This is a genomic window from Ruegeria arenilitoris (genome assembly GCF_013035315.1).
Classification (GTDB): Bacteria; Pseudomonadota; Alphaproteobacteria; order Rhodobacterales; family Rhodobacteraceae; genus Ruegeria; species Ruegeria arenilitoris_D.
In genome coordinates, this window is record NZ_WQHP01000002.1 from 173,419 (window position 1) to 195,427 (window position 22,009).

General features: G+C 57.5%; 17 protein-coding genes. 11 read left to right on the forward strand and 6 right to left on the reverse strand.

Translation table 11 applies throughout. From position 1 onward, the window contains the following. Positions 1 to 109 precede the first annotated feature (109 nt). Both GOV53_RS05580 and GOV53_RS05585 read right to left on the reverse strand, forming a co-directional pair. Positions 110 to 829, reverse strand: coding sequence for an aspartate/glutamate racemase family protein (locus GOV53_RS05580; RefSeq protein WP_170464667.1), 720 nt, complete (start codon positions 827 to 829; stop codon positions 110 to 112). Continuing rightward, positions 826 to 1,530, reverse strand: coding sequence for a GntR family transcriptional regulator (locus GOV53_RS05585; protein WP_170464668.1), 705 nt, complete (start codon positions 1,528 to 1,530; stop codon positions 826 to 828). Before GOV53_RS05585 ends, GOV53_RS05580 begins: the two co-directional genes overlap by 4 nt. A 109-nt stretch (positions 1,531 to 1,639) precedes the next feature. On the opposite strand from GOV53_RS05585, the gene GOV53_RS05590 reads away from it, so the two are divergent. After that, positions 1,640 to 3,334, forward strand: coding sequence for a thiamine pyrophosphate-binding protein (locus tag GOV53_RS05590; protein ID WP_170464669.1), 1,695 nt, complete (start codon positions 1,640 to 1,642; stop codon positions 3,332 to 3,334). Here the strand turns inward: GOV53_RS05590 and GOV53_RS05595 are convergent. Then, entirely contained in the window at positions 3,295 to 4,215 is a 921-nt protein-coding gene (locus GOV53_RS05595; RefSeq protein ID WP_170464670.1) for a LysR family transcriptional regulator, read from the reverse strand. The two genes, GOV53_RS05590 and GOV53_RS05595, sit on opposite strands and share 40 nt — an antisense overlap. A 99-nt stretch (positions 4,216 to 4,314) precedes the next feature. Between GOV53_RS05595 and GOV53_RS05600 the strand changes: the two genes are divergently transcribed. The 10 genes from GOV53_RS05600 (at position 4,315) to GOV53_RS05645 (ending at position 16,614) form a co-directional block, all read left to right on the forward strand. Beyond that, complete coding sequence (locus tag GOV53_RS05600; RefSeq protein WP_170464671.1) at positions 4,315 to 5,448, forward strand: enolase C-terminal domain-like protein; 1,134 nt, start codon at positions 4,315 to 4,317, stop codon at positions 5,446 to 5,448. Then, on the forward strand, positions 5,445 to 6,698 hold the full coding sequence (locus tag GOV53_RS05605; RefSeq protein ID WP_170464672.1) for an NAD(P)/FAD-dependent oxidoreductase: 1,254 nt from the start codon (positions 5,445 to 5,447) through the stop codon (positions 6,696 to 6,698). Before GOV53_RS05600 ends, GOV53_RS05605 begins: the two co-directional genes overlap by 4 nt. Before the next feature lie 48 nt (positions 6,699 to 6,746). Beyond that, positions 6,747 to 7,724 carry a TRAP transporter substrate-binding protein gene (locus GOV53_RS05610; protein WP_170464673.1) on the forward strand — a complete coding sequence of 326 codons (978 nt, stop codon included), beginning with the start codon at positions 6,747 to 6,749 and terminating at the stop codon, positions 7,722 to 7,724. Between the two features lie 67 nt (positions 7,725 to 7,791). Continuing rightward, complete coding sequence (locus tag GOV53_RS05615) at positions 7,792 to 8,325, forward strand: TRAP transporter small permease (protein ID WP_170464674.1); 534 nt, start codon at positions 7,792 to 7,794, stop codon at positions 8,323 to 8,325. Positions 8,326 to 8,329: 4 nt separating this feature from the next. Then, a complete protein-coding gene (locus GOV53_RS05620) occupies positions 8,330 to 9,643 on the forward strand; it encodes a TRAP transporter large permease (protein ID WP_170423336.1) in 1,314 nt (437 codons plus the stop codon). Between the two features lie 6 nt (positions 9,644 to 9,649). Beyond that, a complete protein-coding gene (locus GOV53_RS05625) occupies positions 9,650 to 10,573 on the forward strand; it encodes a hypothetical protein (RefSeq protein ID WP_170464675.1) in 924 nt (307 codons plus the stop codon). Positions 10,574 to 10,661: 88 nt separating this feature from the next. Continuing rightward, complete coding sequence (gene xrtT / locus GOV53_RS05630; protein WP_170464676.1) at positions 10,662 to 12,104, forward strand: exosortase T; 1,443 nt, start codon at positions 10,662 to 10,664, stop codon at positions 12,102 to 12,104. Beyond that, positions 12,101 to 14,194 carry a VIT and vWA domain-containing protein gene (locus GOV53_RS05635; protein WP_170464677.1) on the forward strand — a complete coding sequence of 698 codons (2,094 nt, stop codon included), beginning with the start codon at positions 12,101 to 12,103 and terminating at the stop codon, positions 14,192 to 14,194. The genes xrtT and GOV53_RS05635 overlap by 4 nt, the downstream gene beginning before the upstream one ends. Before the next feature lie 162 nt (positions 14,195 to 14,356). Beyond that, positions 14,357 to 15,043, forward strand: a complete 687-nt coding sequence (locus GOV53_RS05640; RefSeq protein WP_170464678.1) for a response regulator transcription factor — start codon at positions 14,357 to 14,359, stop codon at positions 15,041 to 15,043. Next, a complete protein-coding gene (locus GOV53_RS05645) occupies positions 15,037 to 16,614 on the forward strand; it encodes an ATP-binding protein (RefSeq protein WP_170464679.1) in 1,578 nt (525 codons plus the stop codon). Before GOV53_RS05640 ends, GOV53_RS05645 begins: the two co-directional genes overlap by 7 nt. Before the next feature lie 71 nt (positions 16,615 to 16,685). Here the strand turns inward: GOV53_RS05645 and GOV53_RS05650 are convergent, their stop codons facing one another. The 3 genes from GOV53_RS05650 to GOV53_RS05660 form a co-directional block, all read right to left on the reverse strand. After that, on the reverse strand, positions 16,686 to 19,478 hold the full coding sequence (locus GOV53_RS05650; protein ID WP_170464680.1) for a bifunctional aconitate hydratase 2/2-methylisocitrate dehydratase: 2,793 nt from the start codon (positions 19,476 to 19,478) through the stop codon (positions 16,686 to 16,688). Between the two features lie 161 nt (positions 19,479 to 19,639). Beyond that, positions 19,640 to 21,265 carry an FAD-binding oxidoreductase gene (locus GOV53_RS05655; RefSeq protein ID WP_170464681.1) on the reverse strand — a complete coding sequence of 542 codons (1,626 nt, stop codon included), beginning with the start codon at positions 21,263 to 21,265 and terminating at the stop codon, positions 19,640 to 19,642. Positions 21,266 to 21,301: 36 nt separating this feature from the next. Beyond that, positions 21,302 to 21,922, reverse strand: a complete 621-nt coding sequence (locus tag GOV53_RS05660) for a glutathione S-transferase family protein (RefSeq protein ID WP_170464682.1) — start codon at positions 21,920 to 21,922, stop codon at positions 21,302 to 21,304. Between the last annotated feature and the right edge of the window lie 87 nt (positions 21,923 to 22,009).

Below are 22,009 nucleotides of genomic sequence, written 5' to 3' on the forward strand. Positions count from 1 at the left end.
TGATAGCCGGGTAGGCTGCGACCGGCGGGGCGGACGCTTACGAACTATTGTCAGTAAGCGCAATGCACGACTTGGTGCGTGTCAACGGATCGTCAGACTGAGCGTTGCGTCAGTGGGCGGGAAATGTGGGGGGTACCAGCCCTGCTTGGAACCAACTGACCAAAGTTACGATGGAAAAGACGGGCAAACCCGTCGCGCGCTGAATATCTGCCGCGTAGGGACACATGTTCGTACATTCCAGCACAATAGCGCCGAGATCCGGATTCTCAGCTTGCAGGGCAACAGCGGCCTCGATGTTGTCGGTCCGTGCTTTTTTGACGTCAAGTTCAAGCTCGTTTCCAAGGATTGCGCGGGTAAATTCACGACCGCCTTCGGTGGTCCCGATCGGCGTTTCATTGGGAACCTGTGCAGCGATCAGATGATCCTGGGTCAGTGTTGACGCGGAAATGGTCAGTACCCCTGCACGTTTCCCGGCGGGCAGCATTGAGTTGACCGTCTGTACTTGCATGAGCGAAGACGTCACGACCGGGACCGGCACCGCCTCGGACAATTCTTTCTGGAACAGGGACAGAAATCCGCAATTGGTGGTGATGCCATCAGCACCGTCTTTCACCAATTCGCGCGCTGCGTCGATAAACGCGTTCAGCATGCCCTCGGCCCTGTGCCGGACTACTCGGTCCGGTGAAGCATCCCGGACGATGCGATAGAGCACTGGAAACGGCCATGTCACAGCGTTACCCATGTCACCGGGGATCCGCGGGAACCGCGCGTCCAGCATGAGGATACCGACCGACGCGCCGTAGATGGATTTTCCGCCTTGGGCGATCATCCCTGAGCCTCCTCGATTATCCGGGCCGAGATGTTCTGGGACCCTTCCATATAGATGCTGGATATCCCGTGCCGCACAGCATTCTGCACCTGATCCATCCGTTTGGCGATATGCGCACCCAAAACACGTGCGGCTTCGTCCGCATCACGCTCCACCAGCGCTTGCATGACCTGTTTGTGTTCCTCTTTCGAGCGCTGAACCCGATCCAGGCTCATCGAAACCCATCGGATGTATCGGATGCGTTCGTTGATCCGGGTCAGCGTTTGAACCAGTTCTGCATTGCCGGAAAGGGTGGCTATGCCCAGATGAAACGCCTCGTCACGGCTAACAGCCTCTTCCACGGTCAATCCGGTGATGTCGATGCCGGTCGCGTACAGCTCATCGTGAAGCGCTTGCAGTTCGGCGTCCGAGGCTTTTGCGCAAGCCGTACGCACGGCGGCAGTTTCGATAATCTGCCGCAACTCGAACAGGTCAAACACGCTTTGCGCGTCCAATGGGCGGCAGAAAAAACCCTGTCCGGGCCGAAAATCGAACATCCGTTCTGCAACCAGCCGGTTTAGGGCCTCGCGCAGAGGCGTACGGCTGACGCCCAATTCCTTGGACAGCGCCACCTCGTTCAACCGGTCCCCGGGCCGCAGGCGAAACGAGACGGCCATTGCCTTTACCTGATCGTAAATGTCGTCGACGCGTGGACCTGCCATGACCTGTGCCTTTTTCTTTTGTCAAGGGGTGCCACAAGCCGATGTTGAAATCAATATACAAAACTGTATACAGTTCTGTGTGCAGATGTGAATCGAAGGAATCCAAGCCATGACAGGGATCAACTATCTGACCGGCGCCGAAGCCATGGTGCGGATGTTAGAGGCACACGGGGTCAAACATATGTTTGGCCTGTGCGGAGACACGACGTTGCCTTTCTACGACGCCTTGGCGCGTATGGATCATGGCATTCAGCACATCCTGACACGCGACGAGCGGCACGCCGCATACATGGCGGATGGCTACGCCCGCGTGACCGGCAAGCCCGGCGTCTGCGAAGGCCCGTCTGGTGGGGGGGCGACCTACATCCTTCCCGGAGTGGTCGAAGCCAATGAAAGCTCGGTTCCTATTCTGGCGATCACTTCTGATGTCGCTACGACAAGCCGCGGAAAGTACCCGCTGACCGAGCTGGATCAGGCTGCGTTGTTCAAGCCTTTGGCCAAGTGGAACACCTCGTTGGATGATGCCGCGCGATTGCCAGCAATGGTCCGTGCGGCGTTTCGGGCGATGACAACCGGCACGCCGGGTGCCACACATCTGGCGTTGCCGTTTGACACTCAGAAAGCGCAAGTGGACGAGGCAGAGATCTGGGCCGACGCGCGTCATCGCAGCTATCCCGCTGAACGGGTGGGGCCTGATCTGCTCGCGATTGAGGCAGCCGCAGACATTCTGGCACAAGCCAAATCCGCCGTCATTGTTTGCGGCGGCGGGCCGGTTTTGTCCGGGGCAGAGGACGCCTTGCGCCACGTTGCGCAACTTTTGGACATTCCGATTGCGACAACTGTGTCCGGGCAGGGCTCAATTGCCGAGACTGACCCGCTGGCCCTCGGTGTTGTTGGCTCAAATGGCGGCGTTCCGGCAACGCGAGCCGTGGTCGACCAGGCGGATGTCGTCATGTTTGTAGGCTGCCGCGCCGGGTCCGTTACGACCGAGCGTTGGCGCAGTCCCGGTCGGGACACGACCATCATCCATATCGACAGCGATCCAATGGTGATTGGCGCGAACTATCAGACCGAGGTGGCGATCTGTGCCGATGCCCGTTTGGCACTTGAATCCCTGGCGCAGTCGCTTGAGGCGCGGGAAAATCTGCAGGGTTTCAATGGCGCAGCCAAGGCCCAAGCTGCCTGGGAGGCCAAATTGGCCGATTTTGCATCTCTCGCAGCCAGCCGAGATACCCCGATCCGGCCCGAGGCTGTTATGGCTGCGTTGATGGACATATTGGATGATGACGCAATTGTCGTGGCTGACCCCGGTACACCCTGTCCGTATTTCAGCGCCCACTACCGTTGGCGCAAACCGGGGCGGCAGTTCATCACCAACCGGGCGCACGGCGCGCTGGGATACTCGCTAGGGGCCGCCATGGGCGCGCATGTGGGCCGGCCACCGGTCAAAACACTAGCCGTTATGGGCGATGGGTCGTTCGGTTTCGCCTGTGGTGAGTTTGAAACGATGGTGCGGCACAAGATGCCAATCACCTCGATCGTATTCTCAAATGCGGTTTTTGGCTGGATCAAAGCGGGACAGGATGCAGGCTTTGGCCAGCGATACTACAATGTCGATTTCAACCGCACCAATCACGCCGCTGTGGCTGAGGCATTTGGGGTCAAATCCTGGACGGTCAAAGATCCGGACGACCTGCATAAAATGCTGAAAGAGGCGATAGAACATGACGGGCCGACGCTGGTCGACATCCATTCGCAACCGCTTCATGAAGCGGCGGCACCGGTTTCGGAATGGGTGGCGTAAGAGGCAATCGCCGGGGTCAACTGGGCCAAAAACTCTTGCGCGATGGTGGATAGAGGACGCCCTTTGGCTGTAATGATCGCTAGATCGAGTGTCACGGCAGGTCGAAATGGGCGGGTTTGATACCCGCTCTCGCCATCGAACGTCACCGTGAAAGGGTCGATCATTGCGACGCCCATCCCCTGTTTGACGAAGCTCAGCAGGTTTTCCGAAAGATGCGTGTGAATACGTGTGTTCCAACTGCATCCCGCGGCTTGAAAGATGTCGCGGGTCCGGCGGTGGGTCTGGTGTTCGGGCCCCATGACAATGAAAGGTTCATTCTCCAGAAGGTCCGGCGTCAGAACGTCGTGGTCGGCGAGAGGACTGTTATCCGGGAAGGTCGCCATCGTTTCGAAATGAAACACCTGATAGTTCAGCGTGTCGTGGAGAATTGGCATCTCGACAATACCGATTTCGAACAGGCCCGAGATGACCCATTCCTGAATCTTTGACGAGTATTGCGATTGAAAGCTGACCGACAGGTTGGGGCGGGATTTTGCAAATCGCGCGATCTCTCTCGGCATGAACCCAAAGGACAGAAGGTGTGGCGCTGCGACCTGCAATTGCCCGGGGTGTTTATTCTGCAAATCTGAAACGGCCTGCGCAACGTGATCCAGCCCTCGGACCACGGTGTCCACCTCACGATACAACAGTTCTGCTTCTGGGGTCGGCAGCAACCGCCCTTTGGTGCGTTCGAACAGCGGAAGGCGGGCTTCGCGCTCGAGTTGGGCCAGAAGGTTACTTATGCCCGGTTGTGAGATACCCAGCACGGACGCGGCCCCGGTAACCGTGCCGGTTTCCATGATGGCGTGAAACGCCTGCAACTGGCGAAAACGCAGCGACATGAGCTACCTTATCATTTCTAATGATGGACTTACGAAAAGATAGTATTTGAAATGATATATTGGTCAAGGCAGGCTGCCTCCTATCGCTTGGGAGGATGCATGGGCGATCTGTCACAAAAGATAACAGGTTTTGACCTTTGGCACCTTGAACTGCCGGTCACATCCCGGCGTGATCACGGCATCGGGTCCGTCGAAGGGGTGTGCGAGGTCGTCATCTTACGTCTGACGTCAGAAGATGGCAGTTACGGCTTCGGCGAGGCCTCGCCCTGGTCGGTCTTCACGGGAACGCCCGAAGCAACCTTTGCAGCATTGAACCGGTACCTGCGTCCTTTGGTGGTGGGCGCGCGCGTTTCCGATAGGGCCGCAATCATGACGCGTGCGGCCTATGCTGTGGCGCACTGTACTGAGGCCAAGGCAGCCTTGGAGACCGCTTTGCTGGATTTGGCAGGCAGGATCTGCGCTGCGCCGGTGTGGGCTTTGCTGGGCGGAAAGTGTCGGGATGCGATCCCGTTAAGCTGCTCAATCGCCAATCCGGACTTTGCACAGGACATCGATCTTCTCGCACGTTTGCAGGACGATGGTGTTGGGATCGTGAAGTTAAAAACAGGGTTCAAGGACCACGCGTTCGACATCATGCGCTTGGAATATCTGGCGCAGAACTGTCCTCAGTTCTCAGTGCGTGTCGACTATAATCAAGGTCTGACGATCGAGGATGCACCGAACCAGGTTCGCGACGTGGCCCAGTTCGGTCCTGACTTCATCGAACAGCCCGTGCGTTCGCATCACTATGGAATGATGGCCAAGCTGCGGCGTCTGACGGACGTGCCCTTGCTGGCTGACGAAAGCGTCTTTGGTCCCGAGGATATGGAGCGCGCCGCGCGCGAGGGGATTTGCGACGGGGTGTCGGTCAAAATCATGAAGTCTGGGGGTTTGACGCGTGGTCAGACGGTCGCCCGAATGGCGGCGGCTCATGGCCTCAGTGCCTATGGCGGCGACATGTTCGAGGCCGGTTTGGCGCATCTGGCGGGCACGCACATGATTGCCGCGACGCCCGAGATTTCGTTGGGATGTGAGTTTTATCAGGCGTCGTATTTTCTGGCTGAGGATATTTTGGAAGAGCCCTTCGAGATCAAAAACGGACAGGTGATTGTGCCCAACGGGCCCGGTTTGGGCGGAACGCCAGACGTTGCCAAGTTGAATCATTATGCTGTGTCCAAAGCGGTGGCCGCATGAACGAGAAAAAGACCATAGCGATCATCGGCGCCGGAATTGTTGGCGTTTCGACCGCGATCTGGCTGCAGCGCGATGGGCATGACGTAATCCTGATCGATAAGGCAGGACCCGGCGAAGGCACCTCGCATGGGAATGGTGGAGTGTTGGCGTCATGCTCGATTATTCCGGTGACGGTGCCCGGGCTGCTGAAAAAAGCGCCACGGATGTTGTTTGATCCGTCCCAGCCGTTGTTCATGAAATGGGGTTATGTGCCCAAGTTACTGCCGTGGTTAATGCGGTATCTGAAACACGCAAACGCCGAAGATGTCCAACGGATCGCAGCGGCCTTGACCCCCATCGTTGGAGACAGCCTGAATGACCACCAGGCATTGGCGCAGGGCACCGGGGCCGAAAAGTGGATTGTCCCGTCGGACTATCTGTTCCTCTACGAGAACCGTCAGCATTTTGACGGTGATGCCTTTGGCTGGGGCATTCGACGTGAGCATGGGTTTCAATGGGAAGAACTGGAGGGCGAGGCCTTTCACGCATACGACCCCATCTTCAGCAAAGACATCGGGTTTGCAGCAAAGCTGTCAGATCACGGGCATATCACCGATCCCGGGCGCTATGTGAAAGACCTTGCCGCGCATGTCGAAGCGAAAGGCGGCCGGATCGTCCGCGCGACCGTCGATGACGTTGTGCGCGAGAGCGGAGCAGTCACGGGCGTACGAGCCGGTGGTGAGACCATCGAATGTGATGCCGCCGTTGTTACTGCAGGTGTCTGGTCAGGGCCACTGGCCAAAAATTTGGGTGTGTCCGTTCCGCTGGAAACCGAGCGCGGGTATCATCTTGAATTAGTGGAACCTTCCGCAATGCCCAAAAACCCGGTTATGGTGGCGTCAGGCAAATTTGTGGCCACACCTATGGATGGTCGTATCCGACTGGCTGGGATCGTCGAATTCGGCGGGCTGGATGCGCCGCCCTCGCGGGCACCGTTCGAGTTAATGCGCAAAAATGCCCGGGCGGCCTTTCCGGGTGTGACATGGAAGGATGAGGTGGAGTGGATGGGCCATCGGCCCGCGCCAGCGGATTCGATCCCCATCATCGGCGAGGTTCCAGGCGTTGACGGCGCGTTCATGGGCTTTGGCCACCATCACATCGGCCTGACAGGCGGGCCAAAAACAGGGCGTTTGCTGTCGCAAATGATCGCGGGCAGAGCTCCGAACGCGGACATGAGCGTTTACGCTCCGTCCCGATACGCAACTTCATAAATACCGGTGACGAACGCCGGAAACACGACATTAAACAGGGAGAGAAAGATGAAGAAATTGACTAACCTACTGGCGGCAACCGCCTTGACCGCTGCAGCCGCAGCTCCGGCGATGGCCGAAAAATGGGATATGCCCATGGCGTATTCGGCGTCGAACTTCCATTCAGCCACAGGCGCGGAGTTCGCCAAATGCGTGACCACCGGCACCGGTGGAGAGATCGAGATCGTAACTCATCCGTCCGGCTCACTGTTCAAGGGCGCGGACATCAAGCGCGCCATTCAGACCGGCCAAGCCCCGATTGGTGAGCGCCTGTTGTCTGGCCACCAGAACGAAAATGCACTGTTCGGGTTCGACTCGATCCCTTTCCTGGCTACGTCCTTCGATGACAGCGCCAAGCTTTGGGAGGCTGCAAAGCCCTCGATCGAAAAGCTGTTGGCCGAACAGAACCTGACCCTGCTCTACGCCGTTCCATGGCCCCCACAGGGTCTGTATTTCAAGAACGAGGTCAACTCGGTCGCGGATATGGAAGGTATCAAGTTCCGGTCCTACAACAACGCCACCTCGCGTCTGGCCGAGCTGACAGGCATGTTGCCGGTGACCATCGAAGCAGCCGAAATCAGTCAGGCGTTTGCCACTGGCGTCGCGGACTCGATGGTGTCGTCGGGTTCGACGGGCTATGACCGGAAGGTCTGGGAAAGTCTGAACTATTTCTATGAGGTCGACGCCTGGCTGCCGCGTAACTACGTGATGGTCAACTCAGACGTCTGGTCGGGCGTGTCTGACGCCAACAAGAACGTTATTAAAGCCTGCGCCGAACTGGCGGAATATGCCGGTAACTGGCGTGCCAAGGAATATACCGGCTTTACCCTGCAAGGTCTGCGCGATGGTGGTATGACCGTTGGTCCGGCTTCCGAGCAGATGACCAACGAGTTGAAAGAGATCGGCGTTACCATGACCAATGAATGGCTTGAGGCCGCTGGTGACGAAGGCAAGGCCATCGTCGACGCATTCAATTCGGCTCAGTAACCGACCCATTCGGGCGGCGGCTTGAACTGCCGCCCGAATTCCAAAGAAAAATCAAAGCGGGGACAGCATGGCGGCGTTGCGAGGGCTCAGGTCCGTTCTGGATTTCATTTATCTGGCATCAGGGGTTCTGGCGGCGCTGAGCCTGATCGCCATCTTGCTACTGATCGTCGTGCAGATGCTGGCCCGCTGGACCGGAGAAGTCTTTCCCGGCGCACCAGATTATGCAGGTTACGCCATGGCCGCCGCGTCCTTTTTGGCGTTTGCCAACGCGTTGAACCGCGGCAGCCATATCCGCGTTTCCATCTTGTTGAACGCCGTGCCCGACAAGGTGCGTCGCATTCTTGAAATCTGGTGCTTTGCCATCGGTGCCGCAGTCATGTGGTATTTCTGCTGGTACGCCTACCGCTTTGTCTATTGGAGCTGGAAGTTCAATGATGTCAGCCAGGGTCAGGACAAGACGGCTTTATGGATTCCGCAATCAACTATGCTGATTGGTGCAGTGATTTTTGCCATCGCCCTAACGGATCATCTGATCCACGTGCTGTTCCGCGGCGATCACCGTATCGTCCGCGATCTGGCCGATCAGAGCCACGGGGAGTAAGAGCATGGAAAACCTGTCCGTCATTATCCTTTTCCTCTTTGTTCTGTTCACCCTGCTTGGCACCGGCGTCTGGGTCGGGCTGGCGCTTATGGGCGTCGCCTGGGTCGGGATGGAGCTGTTTACATCGCGCCCGGTTGGCGACGTGATGATCACCACGATCTGGTCGGCCTCTTCCTCTTGGACACTTACCGCGCTGCCAATGTTCATCTGGATGGGCGAAATCCTGTATCGAACGCGATTATCCGAGGACATGTTCAAGGGTCTGTCCCCTTGGATGGCGCCGTTGCCCGGGGGGTTGGTGCATACGAATATCGTCGGGTGTACGGTGTTTGCCGCCGTCTCGGGGTCGTCTGCTGCAACGCTGACCACCGTGGGCAAGATGTCGATCCCGGAATTGCGCAAGCGCAACTACCCAGAACGGATGATCATCGGTACGCTCACGGGTGCGGCCACGCTGGGATTGATGATCCCGCCCTCGCTGACCTTGATCGTCTATGGTGTCACGATAAATGAATCGATCACCAAGCTGTTTTTTGCAGGCATCCTGCCCGGTTTGGTGCTTGCTACGATGTTCATGGGATATGTGGCGATCTATTCGAAATTCGGGAAGGACTGGAACCCGAATACCGAAAATAAGCTGAGCTTCTCTGAAAAGATCAAGAACTCGCGATTTCTGCTGCCGGTCATCCTGCTGATCATGGTGGTGATCGGGTCGATGTATCTGGGCTATGCCACGGCGACTGAAGCGGCCGCTTTCGGTGTGATCGGAGGTTTGCTGCTGGCCGCAGGGCAGGGGTCTTTGACGTGGAAGACCTTCACCGAAAGCCTGATGGGGGCCACGCGAACCAGCGCCATGATCGCGCTGATCCTTGCCGGTGCCGCATTCCTGTCGTTGTCCATGGGTTTCACCGGCCTGCCACGCGGATTGGCTGATCTGATCGCCGGGTGGGAGCTAACGCGGTTCGAACTGCTCATGGTTTTGCTGGTGTTTTACATCATCCTTGGCTGTTTTCTGGACGGAATCTCCTCGGTCGTTCTGACGATGGCAGTGGTAGAGCCGATGATCCGCGACGCAGGCATCGACCTGATCTGGTTCGGCATTTTTATCGTTGTTGTCGTCGAGATGGCGCAAATTACGCCGCCGATCGGGTTCAACCTGTTCGTGATGCAAGGCATGACAAACCACGAGATGAGCTACATCGCGCGTGCCGCTATCCCGATGTTCCTGATCATGGTTCTGATGGTCTTTGTTCTGATCTGGTTCCCCGAGCTGGCGACCTGGCTACCGGAGAATCTGCGACAAAGCCCCGGCGGGTAACGAACGTTGAACCCTCTTCACCTGGCGGCCCGCCATGGCCCTTATGTTCTGGTCATGGGACTGGTCGCCGGGTTGTTGTTACCCGGGCTGGCAGAGCCGATGCGCGCCTTGCTGCCTCCGCTGGTCGCGTTGTTGCTGTTTCTAACAGTTCTACGCATCGATCCAGTGCTGCTTGTCGGTTCTTTGATGGACTTGCGGCAAGTGACAAAGACCGTGGCAGTGTTTCAACTTGCTCTTCCGTTGACGCTCGTCGGGATTGGTTTGATGGGCGGTTGGACGGGCTCGCCGGTCTTTCTGTCGCTGCTCATCATGGCATCGGCTCCGTCGATAGCGGGCAGTGCCAACATGTGTCTAATGATGGGGCACCCGGCGGAGTTTGCTTTGCGCTTGATGGTGATCGGGACTGTTGTTTTGCCGCTGACAGTGTTTCCCGTTTTCTTGCTGATGCCCGAACTGGGGGACATTCAATCTGTGTTAATGGCGGTGCTGCGATTGTTTTTGACAATTGCCGTTTCGACTGTTGCGGCTGTTCTGGTGCGGCGGGTCTTTTTGCGTGCGCCGTCAGAAATAGCTCTTAAGAACCTGGAAGGTTTGGCGACGATTACGTTTGCGGTCTTTGTGATCGGCCTCATGCCCACATTGGCGGCAACAGCGCTGGCCAATCCCGCCGTCGCACTGTTTTGGGTGATCTTTGCCTGTCTGGTGAATTTTGGAGCGCAATTGGTTGCATTTTTTCTGACACGTAACCGAATAACCGCAGATAAGGTCACGGCCGTATCGGTCATCGCAGGAAACCGAAATGTCGCGATCTTCTTATTGGCATTACCGACCGAAGTCACCGCGCCTGTATTGGTTTTCATCAGTGCATATCAAATACCAATGTATCTAACGCCAATGGTCATGCGGCGATTGCACCAAGGGCGGCAGTAGGCCAATCAGACGGGTAGCCGGTTGCAAATCATGAAAATCTGCACAACTCGGGCAGGGGAATTGCGCATTCTCTCGCGATCCTGCGGACATGAAGAAACCTGTCACAGACTCTCTGGCTTGGATGGCGCTGGCGTTGGCGTCGGTGATCCTTGCTGCCCAGCCCTTGCAGTGGCTTGTCCAAAGCTGGGTTAGTCCAGCTTATGGGTCATACGGATACCTCTATGTGCTGCTGATCCTCGCGCTGGCCGGCGCAAGTATTCTCAGCGGTCCGGCAACCGAAAAGGGTGCTAACGCTCCGGTTCTCTTTCTGCTTTTTTTTGGCGCAGCCTTGGCCCGATTGATGGGTCAGGTGCTGGCCATAAATATCCTGAGCGCTCTTGCTCTTGCCGTGGATGTCTTTGCTTTGGTGCGCCTCCTGCGGCTGGATCGACGCCCCTTTGCCCTGTCGCCATTTTGGATGGCAGCCCTGTTCCTGTTCGCGTTGCCGACCGAAGTGATCTTGCAACGGACGCTGGGATTTCCCTTGCAGATGGTGTCGGCAGATATCTCGTGTCGGATGCTGGGTCTGTTATTCCCCAGCGCGGTCTGCGAAGGCGTCCGAGTTACGCTGGAAAATCAGGATATCCTGGTGGATCTGCCTTGTTCAGGCGCGTCAGGGTTGCTGCTGGCAACGGCCTTTGTCGTGATTCAGAACGCTATCATGCGCCCTCACATGATGACAGCTGTCCTGAGCGTTGCGGCTATGGCCGGATGCGCTGTGATCGGAAACAGCCTGCGCATCTCGTTCCTGGCGGTTGGTTTGGTTAACCAGTTCGACGTGATGGCAGAGCCGTGGCATTCTCTGATCGGCCTGGTGTCTCTGGCGTTGACCGTGCTGCCGTTTGCCTTGTTTTACCGTCCGGTGAGCGCCAAAGTTCCTGATGCACAGCGCCATACACCCGCCCGTTTGTCGTTGCCGGTTGCCGTGATCTGTTTGCTGGCCAGTTTCACAATCGTTTCGCTGAAACCCGAACCGGTAGATGTGTCCGGTGTGGTTCAGCTTCCGGCAATACCCGGGCAGATCCATGGTTTCAGGGCGCAGAACGTACCGCTGACTCCGCTGGAGGCCACGTATTTCGAAACCTACGGCGGACAGGCGCAAAAGGCGCAATTCGGTCCACTTGGATTGAACGTTGTCAGCACCCGCGCACCTTTGCGGCATCTGCACGCGCCGGAAATCTGTCTGCGCGGGTTGGGTTACAAGGTCCGGTTTCTTGGCACCCGGTACGATGGTGCCCCCACCGCCTATTACCAGGCTATCGGCCCGGCCGGAGACCGCTGGCGCGTTGCGGTCAGTTACGTGTCAGAGGACGGACATGTCACCCCCAGCGTAGGCGAAGCGATCTGGCACTGGATGGCCGGATCGGGCGGCACCTGGAGCAGCGTTCAAAGGATCACGCCCTGGCAGCTTGACCCAAAGACGGGTGCAGCGTTGGAGGCTGCCGCATTGGCTTCTCTTGATATTCAACTCATCGAAGGAACGGACATATGATACGATACTTTGCCTGCCTAACGGTTCTGGCGGTGCCAGGGATTTGGGCGCAAGGCGTTTTTGCCCAAACCGTTGAGGACTTAGCGGGACGCGTTGTCGGTTCGACCACCGCAGGGCCTGTGGACATGCCGCTGCTGAAATCGGACCTCAAGGTTGATATTCAGGGGGATATGGCCACGGTTCAGGTGCGGCAGGTCTTTGCCAATCCCTCGGATTTGCCCATGTCGGCAGAGTACCTGTTTCCGCTTAATCAAAACGCTGCGGTCTATGCGATGGAGATGCAGGTTGGAGAAGAGGTCGTAGCGGCGCAAATCCAGCGCAAAGCCGAGGCCGAGCAGACATTCAAATACGCTGAGCAGGAGGGCAAAGCAGCGGCGCTGCTGACACAGCATCGCCCCAATATGTTCACACAGAACATTGCTAACCTCATGCCGGGGCGCCCGATTTCGGTCACGCTCAATTATGTGCAGCCTGTTCCTAAGATCGATGGCGCGTATGAACTGGTGCTGCCCCTTGTTGTTGGCCCGCGCTACCAGGGAACTGCTGAACAAAGCGATCCCGGCGATCCGGTTTTGGCTGAATTTGCCGCCGATGACGCGCAGCACGAGACAACGCAAGCGGGCAGTTGGCTTGTGTCTGGGCTACCCGAGTATCCACCCGTTTCCGGCCTGACCATCCCGGACATGATCGATCCTGAACGCGTCTCACTTGATCTGTCTCTCGAAGCCGCTGTGCCGATTTCGAGTCTCACGAGTGCGACGCATAAGCTGAATGTTACTGAAAACGATGGTTCGATTGAGGCTGGCTTAGCGGCCGGTCGCGTGATTGACAATCGGGATATCATCCTGCGCTATGAGCTTGGGGCAGAGGATACGACCGCTGGCATCCTTTCGCACTATGACGACCGGGGCGGGTTTGTGTCCTTGATGATCGAACCGCCGGAACTGCCTGAGGCGGATCAGATTGCCGCCCGTGAGCTGGTCTTTGTTCTGGATACGTCGGGGTCCATGGGCGGTGCGCCTTTGGACGCAAGCAAGCAGTTTATGAAAGCCGCGCTGCAAGGTCTACGTCCTGAGGACTATTTTCGCGTCATTCGTTTCTCGTCCGAAGCGTCCGAGTTTGCGACTGAAGCGGTGCCTGCAACGCGTCGAAACATTGCAGCCGGTCAGCGGTTCGTACGCAATCTTAGTGCCCGAGGCGGGACTGAGGTCGACAAAGCCATGCGGCACGCCTTTGCGACCCGCCAACCTGCCGAAACGCTGCGGATCGTCGTATTTCTCAGCGATGGTTACATCGGCAACGAGGCAGATGTGCTGCATAGAATCCGTCGACAAATTGGCGACGCACGCATCTACGCCTTTGGGGTCGGAACGTCCGTAAACCGCTATCTTCTGGATGCCATGGCGGATGAGGGCCGCGGGTTTGCGCGCTATGTGGACCCGACCGAGGACGCTTCGGACGTGGCCGAAACGCTGGCCCGGGATCTGAAATCGCCGGTTCTAACGGATATCTCAGTTGATTGGGGTGACTTGAATGTCACTGATGTCGTCCCCGAGCGTATACCCGATCTTTTTGAAGGCGGCTCGGTTCGTGTTCTGGCGCGCTATGAAGGTGGGGGCTCAGCGGACGTTCAGATCAATGGTCAGGTTCAGGGTCGCAAAGCTAACCTGCCTTTGAAGCTGGACTTGCCGACAGGGCCCACCGACGAGAGCACAGCATTGCGCAGCGGTGCGATTCCATTGACTTGGGCACGTAAGAAAATCGCGGATCTAGACCGAGCCATCGCGATTCAGGATGGTGACGAGCGCCAGCTGGAAGACCGCATCGTCGATTTGGGTCTGCGGTTCAATCTTCAAACCCGCTACACCTCATTCGTGGCGGTCTCCAAAGCGGTTGTGAATGATAGCGGCATGCTGGCCGCAAAGACCGCAGTGCCGCTGCCGCAGGTGGCCGGTGTCAGCGCGCATGCCTATCCAAATACCGGGTTCAGCGGATCATCCACGCCGGAACCCCAGACCCTTTTCGGGATCATCACCCTGATGGCCTTGGGGGCCTTGCGCCTATCTCGCATACGAAGGAAAGCAGCATGAGGCGTGTCCCCTACAAATTGCGTACAGACGCCTGGTGGCTGGATGGAGTCATCACATGGCGGGCACCGATGTGCCCCGACAGGGCGAACCCCTCACTTGACCGCGCCAGCGGCGGTGTGATCTGTGATCGAAACACGCAAGCAAAACCGACGGTAAAAGACCATGGCAAACCACATCCTGATTGCAGATGACGATGCCCGTATTCGTGATGTCGTGCGCTTCGCGCTTGAGGATTCCGGTTTCACAACAGTCGAAGCGGCGACCGGTCTTGAGGCGCTGGATCGGTTTGGCGAGGCTGCCGCGGACCTGATCGTTCTGGACATTGGTATGCCCGACATGGACGGGTTGGAGGCATGCCGGGAAATCCGCCGGACCTCAGACGTTCCGATCCTGTTTCTGACCGCGCGGGATGAAGAAATAGATCGCATTCTGGGTTTTCAGCTTGGGGGTGACGACTACGTCACCAAGCCCTTCAGCCCGCGCGAACTGGTTCTTCGCATTCGCGCGATCCTTGCCCGGTCGACCACATCGGCACAGGCTGAACGAGGCATCGTTGTCGATGATCTGCGACTGGACGAAACCGCCCATCGTTGCACCCTTGCCGAAGTTGAGCTTCAATTGACGGGGATCGAGTTTTCGGTCCTGGCGACACTTGCAAAATCACCGGACCGCGTGTTCTCAAGGTCCCAGCTGATCGAACAAGTTTACGGGCAGAATACGTACTTGTCGGGCCGAACGGTCGACAGTCACATCCGGAATATTCGCCAAAAGGCGCGGGCGGCTGGGTATGCGGATTTGATCCAGACGGTGCATGGTGTTGGGGTCAAGCTGGGTGTTTGCCGGTGTTGAAGGTCACGCAGAAATGGCGACCTTCGCTGGCGTTGGTGGTCTCTTTGGTCTGTTGCGCGCTGGTTGCCCTGCCCGTCATTGGCGTTCTGGGTGCGCGGTTGTCCAGCAATCAGTTCGCCCGCGAAACAGAGCGTAGTTTGCTCGCGCAGGCAGCCATCTTTGCCGAGCTCTATACTGCGGCTTTCGCCCAACAGCAGCCGTCGCCAGAATTCGGGCATCCATTGGGCCCTGATCAAATTGAGCGGCTTGCGCAGGATTTTCACCCTGTTCCACCCCGTCTGGATTTGTTTCGAGGGCAAGTCTTGCCCGCGCGTCCCGACCCTGTCGAAACGGGTGCCGAATTGGATGCGCCTTACGTGGCAATTGCGGAAAACCTGTCTCAGTTGGCAACGTCGGCGCGGAAAACCACGCTGTCGGGGTATCTGTTTCTGGATCATTCCGGCCAGATCGTTGCCAGCAGCGGAAAAGTCACCGGGACTTTGGGCGACGTCCCAGAAGTGATACAGGCGCTGCAGGGTGAGACTGTGACGCTGCTGCGTTATCGCGATGATCAGACCAACCGGCATCTCTTGAATTCGATCAGCCGCGATACGTCCTATCGCGTGTTCGTTGCGCATCCCGTTGTTGTCGACGACCGGGTCGTTGGAGCGGTTTATCTGTCGCGTACACCCATGGACCTGCGCAAATTCCTGTTTCAAGAGCGCTATACGCTGGGCTCAGTGGCCGCGTTCATGGTGCTTTCGGCGGCGCTGGTCGGGTTTTTGATGTGGCGATTGATCTCTAAGCCCATCCGCGACCTCAGTGCCCAAAGTCGGGATGTGGCAACGGGGCTGAAACCAGTGCCAGACCCGATCCTCCACTATGGTGTGCGCGAGCTTGCCGATCTGGGGAACAACGTTGTGTCAATGGCATCGACCCTGTCGGACCGATCTGCGGCGATTGAAACTTACACGAACCACGTCACGCATGAATTGAAATCCCCGGTTACGGCCATTCTGGGCGCGGCGGAACTGCTTGCTGATGCAGGCGACGATATGTCGGGGGATCGGCACAAGAAGTTGGTCAGTAATATTCAGGACGAGAGCCTGCGCATGAATGCGCTGTTGGAACGGCTGCGTGAACTGGCGCGCGCTTCGGCGCAGACCGGGCCGGCGCAATCGTCGCTCGCAGAGAGTGTGGCGATCACGATCGGCGAATTTGGTGATTTGAACGTCCGTATACATACCAAAGCGGATGTGACGCTACCGCTGTCGCCTGACCAAAGTCAGATCGTGCTGCACCACCTGCTGCAGAATGCACAGCAGCATTCCGCCACAAAAATCGATATCACCTACGATTCCGCTTCTGACAGCCTGACTGTTCAGGACAATGGCACCGGAATTTCTGCTCGGAACCACGACCGGATTATCCAACCGTTCTTTACCACGCGCCGAGATGCGGGGGGTACTGGCATGGGGTTAGCCATTGTTGCAGCAGTACTAGGGCAGGTGGGCGCAAGCATTCGCGCGGAACCTGTCGAAAGCGGCGCGCTCTTCCGATTGACGTTTGGAAGGGCAAGCGACGCGTCGTGACGCGAGGGCGTTTGCTCGTGCCTAATAGGATTGAGCCGGGCGCGGCGGAGGTCGCCGCGCCCGATCGAAGTTTAGAAATGGACCGAGCGCGAGGTCGCAGGAACCTGCACCGGAGGCGCAAATTTGGTCAGGTCGATGCCGTCGACCGCAACCTTATATTCTTCAAGCGTGGGGGTCCGGCCCAGGATCGCCGACAGAACGACAACCGGGGTCGAACCCAGCAAGGATTCACCCTTTTTCGTCTCGCTATCCGCCACAACACGGCCTTGGAACAGGCGGGTCGAAGTGGCCAGAACCGTGTCGCCCTTGGCGGCCTTTTCCTGGTTGCCCATACACAGGTTGCACCCCGGACGCTCGAGATAGAGGATGTTCTCATACTCTGTCCGTGCGGTCTGTTTCGGGAACAGATCATCGAACTCGAAGCCCGAGTATTTCTGCAGGATAGCCCAGTCGCCTTCTTCTTTCAGCTCGTCAACGATGTTGTAGGTCGGTGCAGCGACGACCAGCGGAGCCTTGAATTCGACTTTGCCATACTCCTCTTCGAGGTTGCGCAACATCTGGGCCACGATCTTGATGTCGCCCTTGTGCACCATGCAGGAACCAACAAAGCCCAAATCGACCTTCTTTTCCGCACCGTAGTAAGAAATCGGGCGGATGGTGTCATGGGTATAGCGTTTCGACACATCGGCGTTGTTGACATCCGGGTCGGCGATCATCGGCTCGACGATCTGATCCAGATCCACAACGACCTCGGCAAAGTACTTGGCGTTGTCGTCCGGGCGCAGGGCAGGTTTCTCACCCGAGCGGATTTGAGCAATACGCTGGTTGGCAATGTCGATCAGCCCCTGCAGCATCTGAACGTCGTTATCCATGCCTTTTTCGATCATGATCTGGATACGAGACTTGGCTATTTCCAGCGATTCAATCAGCGTGTCGTCGTTCGAGATACAGATCGACGCCTTGGCCTTCATCTCGGCTGTCCAGTCAGTGAAGGTAAAGGCCTGATCCGCCAGCAGCGTGCCGATATGAACCTCAATGATCCGGCCTTGGAACACGTTGTCGCCGTGTTGGGCCAACATCTGAGCCTGCGTCGCGTGAACTACGTCGCGGAAGTCCATGTGCGGCGCCATCTCACCCTTGAAGGTCACCTTGACGGATTCCGGGATCGGCATTGTTGCCTCGCCCGTTGCCAGAGCCAGCGCGACGGTGCCCGAGTCAGCACCGAATGCCACGCCCTTGGACATACGCGTGTGGCTATCCCCGCCAATGATGATGGCCCAATCGTCGACCGTGATGTCATTCAGCACTTTGTGAATAACGTCGGTCATCGAGTGATATACGCCCTTGGGGTCGCGGGCCGTGATAAGGCCGAACTTGTGCATGAATGCCATCAGACGGGGTGTGTTGGCCTGTGCCTTTTTGTCCCAGACCGAAGCCGTATGACAGCCGGACTGATATGCACCGTCAACGCTGGGCGACAGAACGGTGGCAGCCATGGCTTCTAGCTCTTGGCTGGTCATCAGGCCGGTGGTGTCTTGCGAACCAACGATGTTGACCTTGACCCGCACGTCCGAACCGGAATGCAGGACTTTGCCGGGCGTCGCTCCACGAGCGTTGGCGTTGAAGATTTTCTCAACCGCGGTCAGCCCCTGACCTTCGTGGCTGATTTCCTTCGATGGAGCGAAGGCGGACTTGAGCTCAACACCCAGTGTCTCACACGCGAATGTCTGCAGTTTCTTACCGAAGACGATGGCATAGGAACCGCCTGCCTTCATGAACTCCATCTTTTGCGGCGTGAATGACCCGGCCATATCGACCAGTTCTTCATTTCCATCCGCACTGTAGAGTTTTTTCTCTTTCGTGTTGATGGTCAGAACGGTGCCGGTTTCGACCGAATAGCGCTGTTCGAGGATCGGGTTGCCATCGTTGTTAAGGATCGGCTTACCGTCCTCGTCCGTTTTTTTGACCCAGTTTTTCAGGTCGACCCCAATCCCGCCTGTCACGCCAACGGTGGTCAGGAAGATGGGGGAGATTCCGTTGGTGCCGGCGACGACAGGCGCGATGTTGACGAAAGGCACATAGGGGCTTGCTTGCTTACCAGTCCACAGTGCGACGTTGTTGACACCTGACATCCGGGACGAGCCGACACCCATGGTGCCTTTTTCCGCGATCAGCATCACGCGCTTGTCCGGGTGCTGCAGCTTGAGCGCTTCAATCTCTTTCTGCGCCGCTTCAGAGATCATGCATTTCCCGTGCAATTCGCGGTCCGAGCGCGAGTGCGCCTGATTACCGGGCGACAGAAGGTCGGTCGAGATGTCGCCTTCGGCAGCGATATAGGTGACGACTTTGATCTCTTCGTCCACTTCGGGCAGCTTGGTGAAGAATTCCGCGTTGGAATAGCTTTCAAGAACGTCTGTGGCGACGGCGTTACCTGCCTCGTAGGCTGCTTTCAGACGGTCCGTGTCGGCTTCGTACAGGAACACCTGCGTTTTCAGAACCTCGCCTGCCTGAGCAGCAAGATTCTGCTGACTACCCAGAGCGACATCAAGCAGAACCTCGACCGAAGGACCGCCTTTCATGTGCGACAACAGCTCGAACGCAAATTCCGGCGTGATTTCGTTGACGATTTCGTCGCCAAGAATGATCGATTTCAGGAACTGCGCCTTCTCACCTGCTGCGCTGGTTGTACCTGGCAGCGTGTTGTAGATCAGGTAGTGCAGCGAATCCGCCCGGTGCGGATGATCGGCAGCTTTGATCTGCTCGATGATTTCTTTCAGCAGCGCAGCCTCGTCAATGGGTTTTGGGCTAAGCCCTTGTTCTTTCCGCGCTTCGATTTCATCCAAGTAGTCTGAATACTGGCTCATGGCTGTTTCCGCTTTGTATGTGTCATCGGGTGTGGTGAGGCGGGGGCCAACCACCACGGTCAAGATTTGTATACACCGGTATACATTTCCTGCTGCGGTTTCAAGACGCCGGTTCTTTAAAAATGCGAAAATCGCGTTGTTTGGTTGGTTTATCGTGGGGTTTAGGACCCGAACGTTTCAAAGTGAATTTGACTTTTTGGCACACCTGCTGCTTCGAGCCCTGATTTTAGCCCAGTTACGAAACCGGCGGGCCCGCATAGCAAATACCGGGCACCATCGCCTGCGTTGAGCGCCAAAACTTCGTTCACGGTTATCCGCCCTTCGGCATCGAAATCCCGGCCCAATTGATCGGTACGGACCGGGGCGCTGTAGTAAACACGCTTTGCCGCGTTGCGGTTTGCCGCGATCAGTTGGTCAACTTCGTTGCGAAGGGCGTGATGGTGACCGTTGCGTGCGCCGTGAACAAACCAAACCGGACGGTCACGGTTTTGCTGAACGCTATGGTGCAGCATGGCCACCATCGGGGTCAGACCAACACCTGCGCTGACCAGAACCAAGGGGCTGTCGCCTTCTGGGATCAGGAAATCACCGGCTGGAGGTCGGGCCTCTAAAACATCACCCACGTCGATCTTGTCATGAAGGAATGCGGAGGCCACGCCTTGGGGTTCTCGCTTGACGGTGATCCGATAGCGCTCATCTCTTGGATCGCCCGACAGCGAATATGTTCGCCGCAATTTTATTTTTTGTTCCGGTATTTCGAGAGCGATGGGTAGATGCTGGCCAGCTTGAGAAGAGGACAATACGTGTCCCTTCGCGGGTGCAAGGTGGAATGAGGTAATGCCTTCGGCTTCCTTGACCTTGTCCGTAACCACAAGCCTCGTCGAAGGCGTCGGTTGAGCGGACCATCGCAGCAACAGTGCCTCGGGACGCTCGATCAAGGCATCAACCTGGACGTCGATCATGCGCAGGATGTTTGGATCGCGTGCCTCTGCCGGCGTCCAGTCGATCTCGGCGCGGCCTGTCAAATGCAGTAACCCGCCACTTGCGAAATCGACAAACAGCAACCCGATGCGCGGATTCTCCAAAAGGTTTCCAATCGTGTTGAAGAAGTTGTTGCCTGAATAGTCAGGAATTCGCAGCCGATTGGGGCCGGTCACGCGGACGAAACCGGGCTCGCCCCCACGGTGCGAGGCGTCAAACCCGTTGGAGGCGTCTTCTTGCGGGCCATGACGCCCGGAGCCGATGAACAAGGTATCTGCCTGGGTTATGTGTGCAATCTGCGCCGGACTGAGGTGGTCCGACAAAACGGGTTCTTCATCTCCATTGCGCGCGACACGCCACCAGTCGCGTTCGTTTATATATTGCGGGCAGTTTCCGAAGGTTTGCCGGATGTCGATGGCAAACCCGCTATCGGTCCGACGGGTCCGACCGCTCAATCTGTTGCGGCGACGTGTGGCCAGTTCAATGCCGACGATGCCAACATCGGTACCATTGCAAAAGGTCTGCGCCAGTGGGTCCGAGGGGTCAAGCTGAGTGCTCAGTTCCAGTTTGCGGGGATCGGGTGATTGAACAAATCCGTCAGGGCCTTCGATGATCGTGGCCCAGACGCGCCCTTCGGCATCACCGGAGGCGGCGACAAGGAATGGCTGCGCCTCATAGAAGTTCCGATGCTGGTCAGGCATGAAATCTCGAATAAACGGGGCGGCCTGCTTTGCGATATGGCCTGCCCCTGCGCGCTGCTGCGCCGCCAATTCGCCTGCGTGAAACGGAGTATCTGCGTAGGACATGATGTTTCCTTTCCATGCAGGCTGTGTGTTGGCTGTTCAGGCAACGAGACCGGCGGCTGTGACGGGCATCGGTTCGAACCCGTCCAAGGCTTCGAACCGCGCGATCCATGCGCGAACGTTGGGGTATGGGTCGAGCGAGACGTTCCCCTCGGGTGCATGGGCGGTATAGGAATAGGCGGCAACGTCCGCGATGGTCGGTCGATCACCAACCAGCCAATCCCGGCCATCCAGCCCCCGTTCCAGCTTCTGCAGGGCTTTGGTCGCTGTTGCGGCTGCGAAGTCTGCATCCAGCGGAGCACCAAACACAGTGATCAGACGTGCCGCGCAGGAACCAAAAGCGATTTCACCCGCTGCAAGGGTTAGCCAGCGCTGCATCGCGGCCTCGTCCACCGCGTCGGTGGGTATCCAATCCGGGGCGTATGTCCGCGCAAGATAGACAAGGATCGCGTTGGAGTCCGATACCACTACATCACCGTCTTCCAGGACCGGCACCTGGCCGTCTGGGTTCATCGCCAGAAACTCGGGCGATTTATGCGCGCCTGCGGCCAGATCGACGAAAACGGCCTCGTGTGCGATTCCGGCCAGTTTAGCGAACACCAACGCGCGGTGCGCATGGCCGGACAGCGGAAAGTGGTGGATGCGAACTGTGTTGGCCATCTGGAGGCTCCTGTCATGATCAAATTGATGTCTTAGGGGATAAGTAACGCTTGCCAATTCAGATGATAATCGCCACTTTGGGCGAAA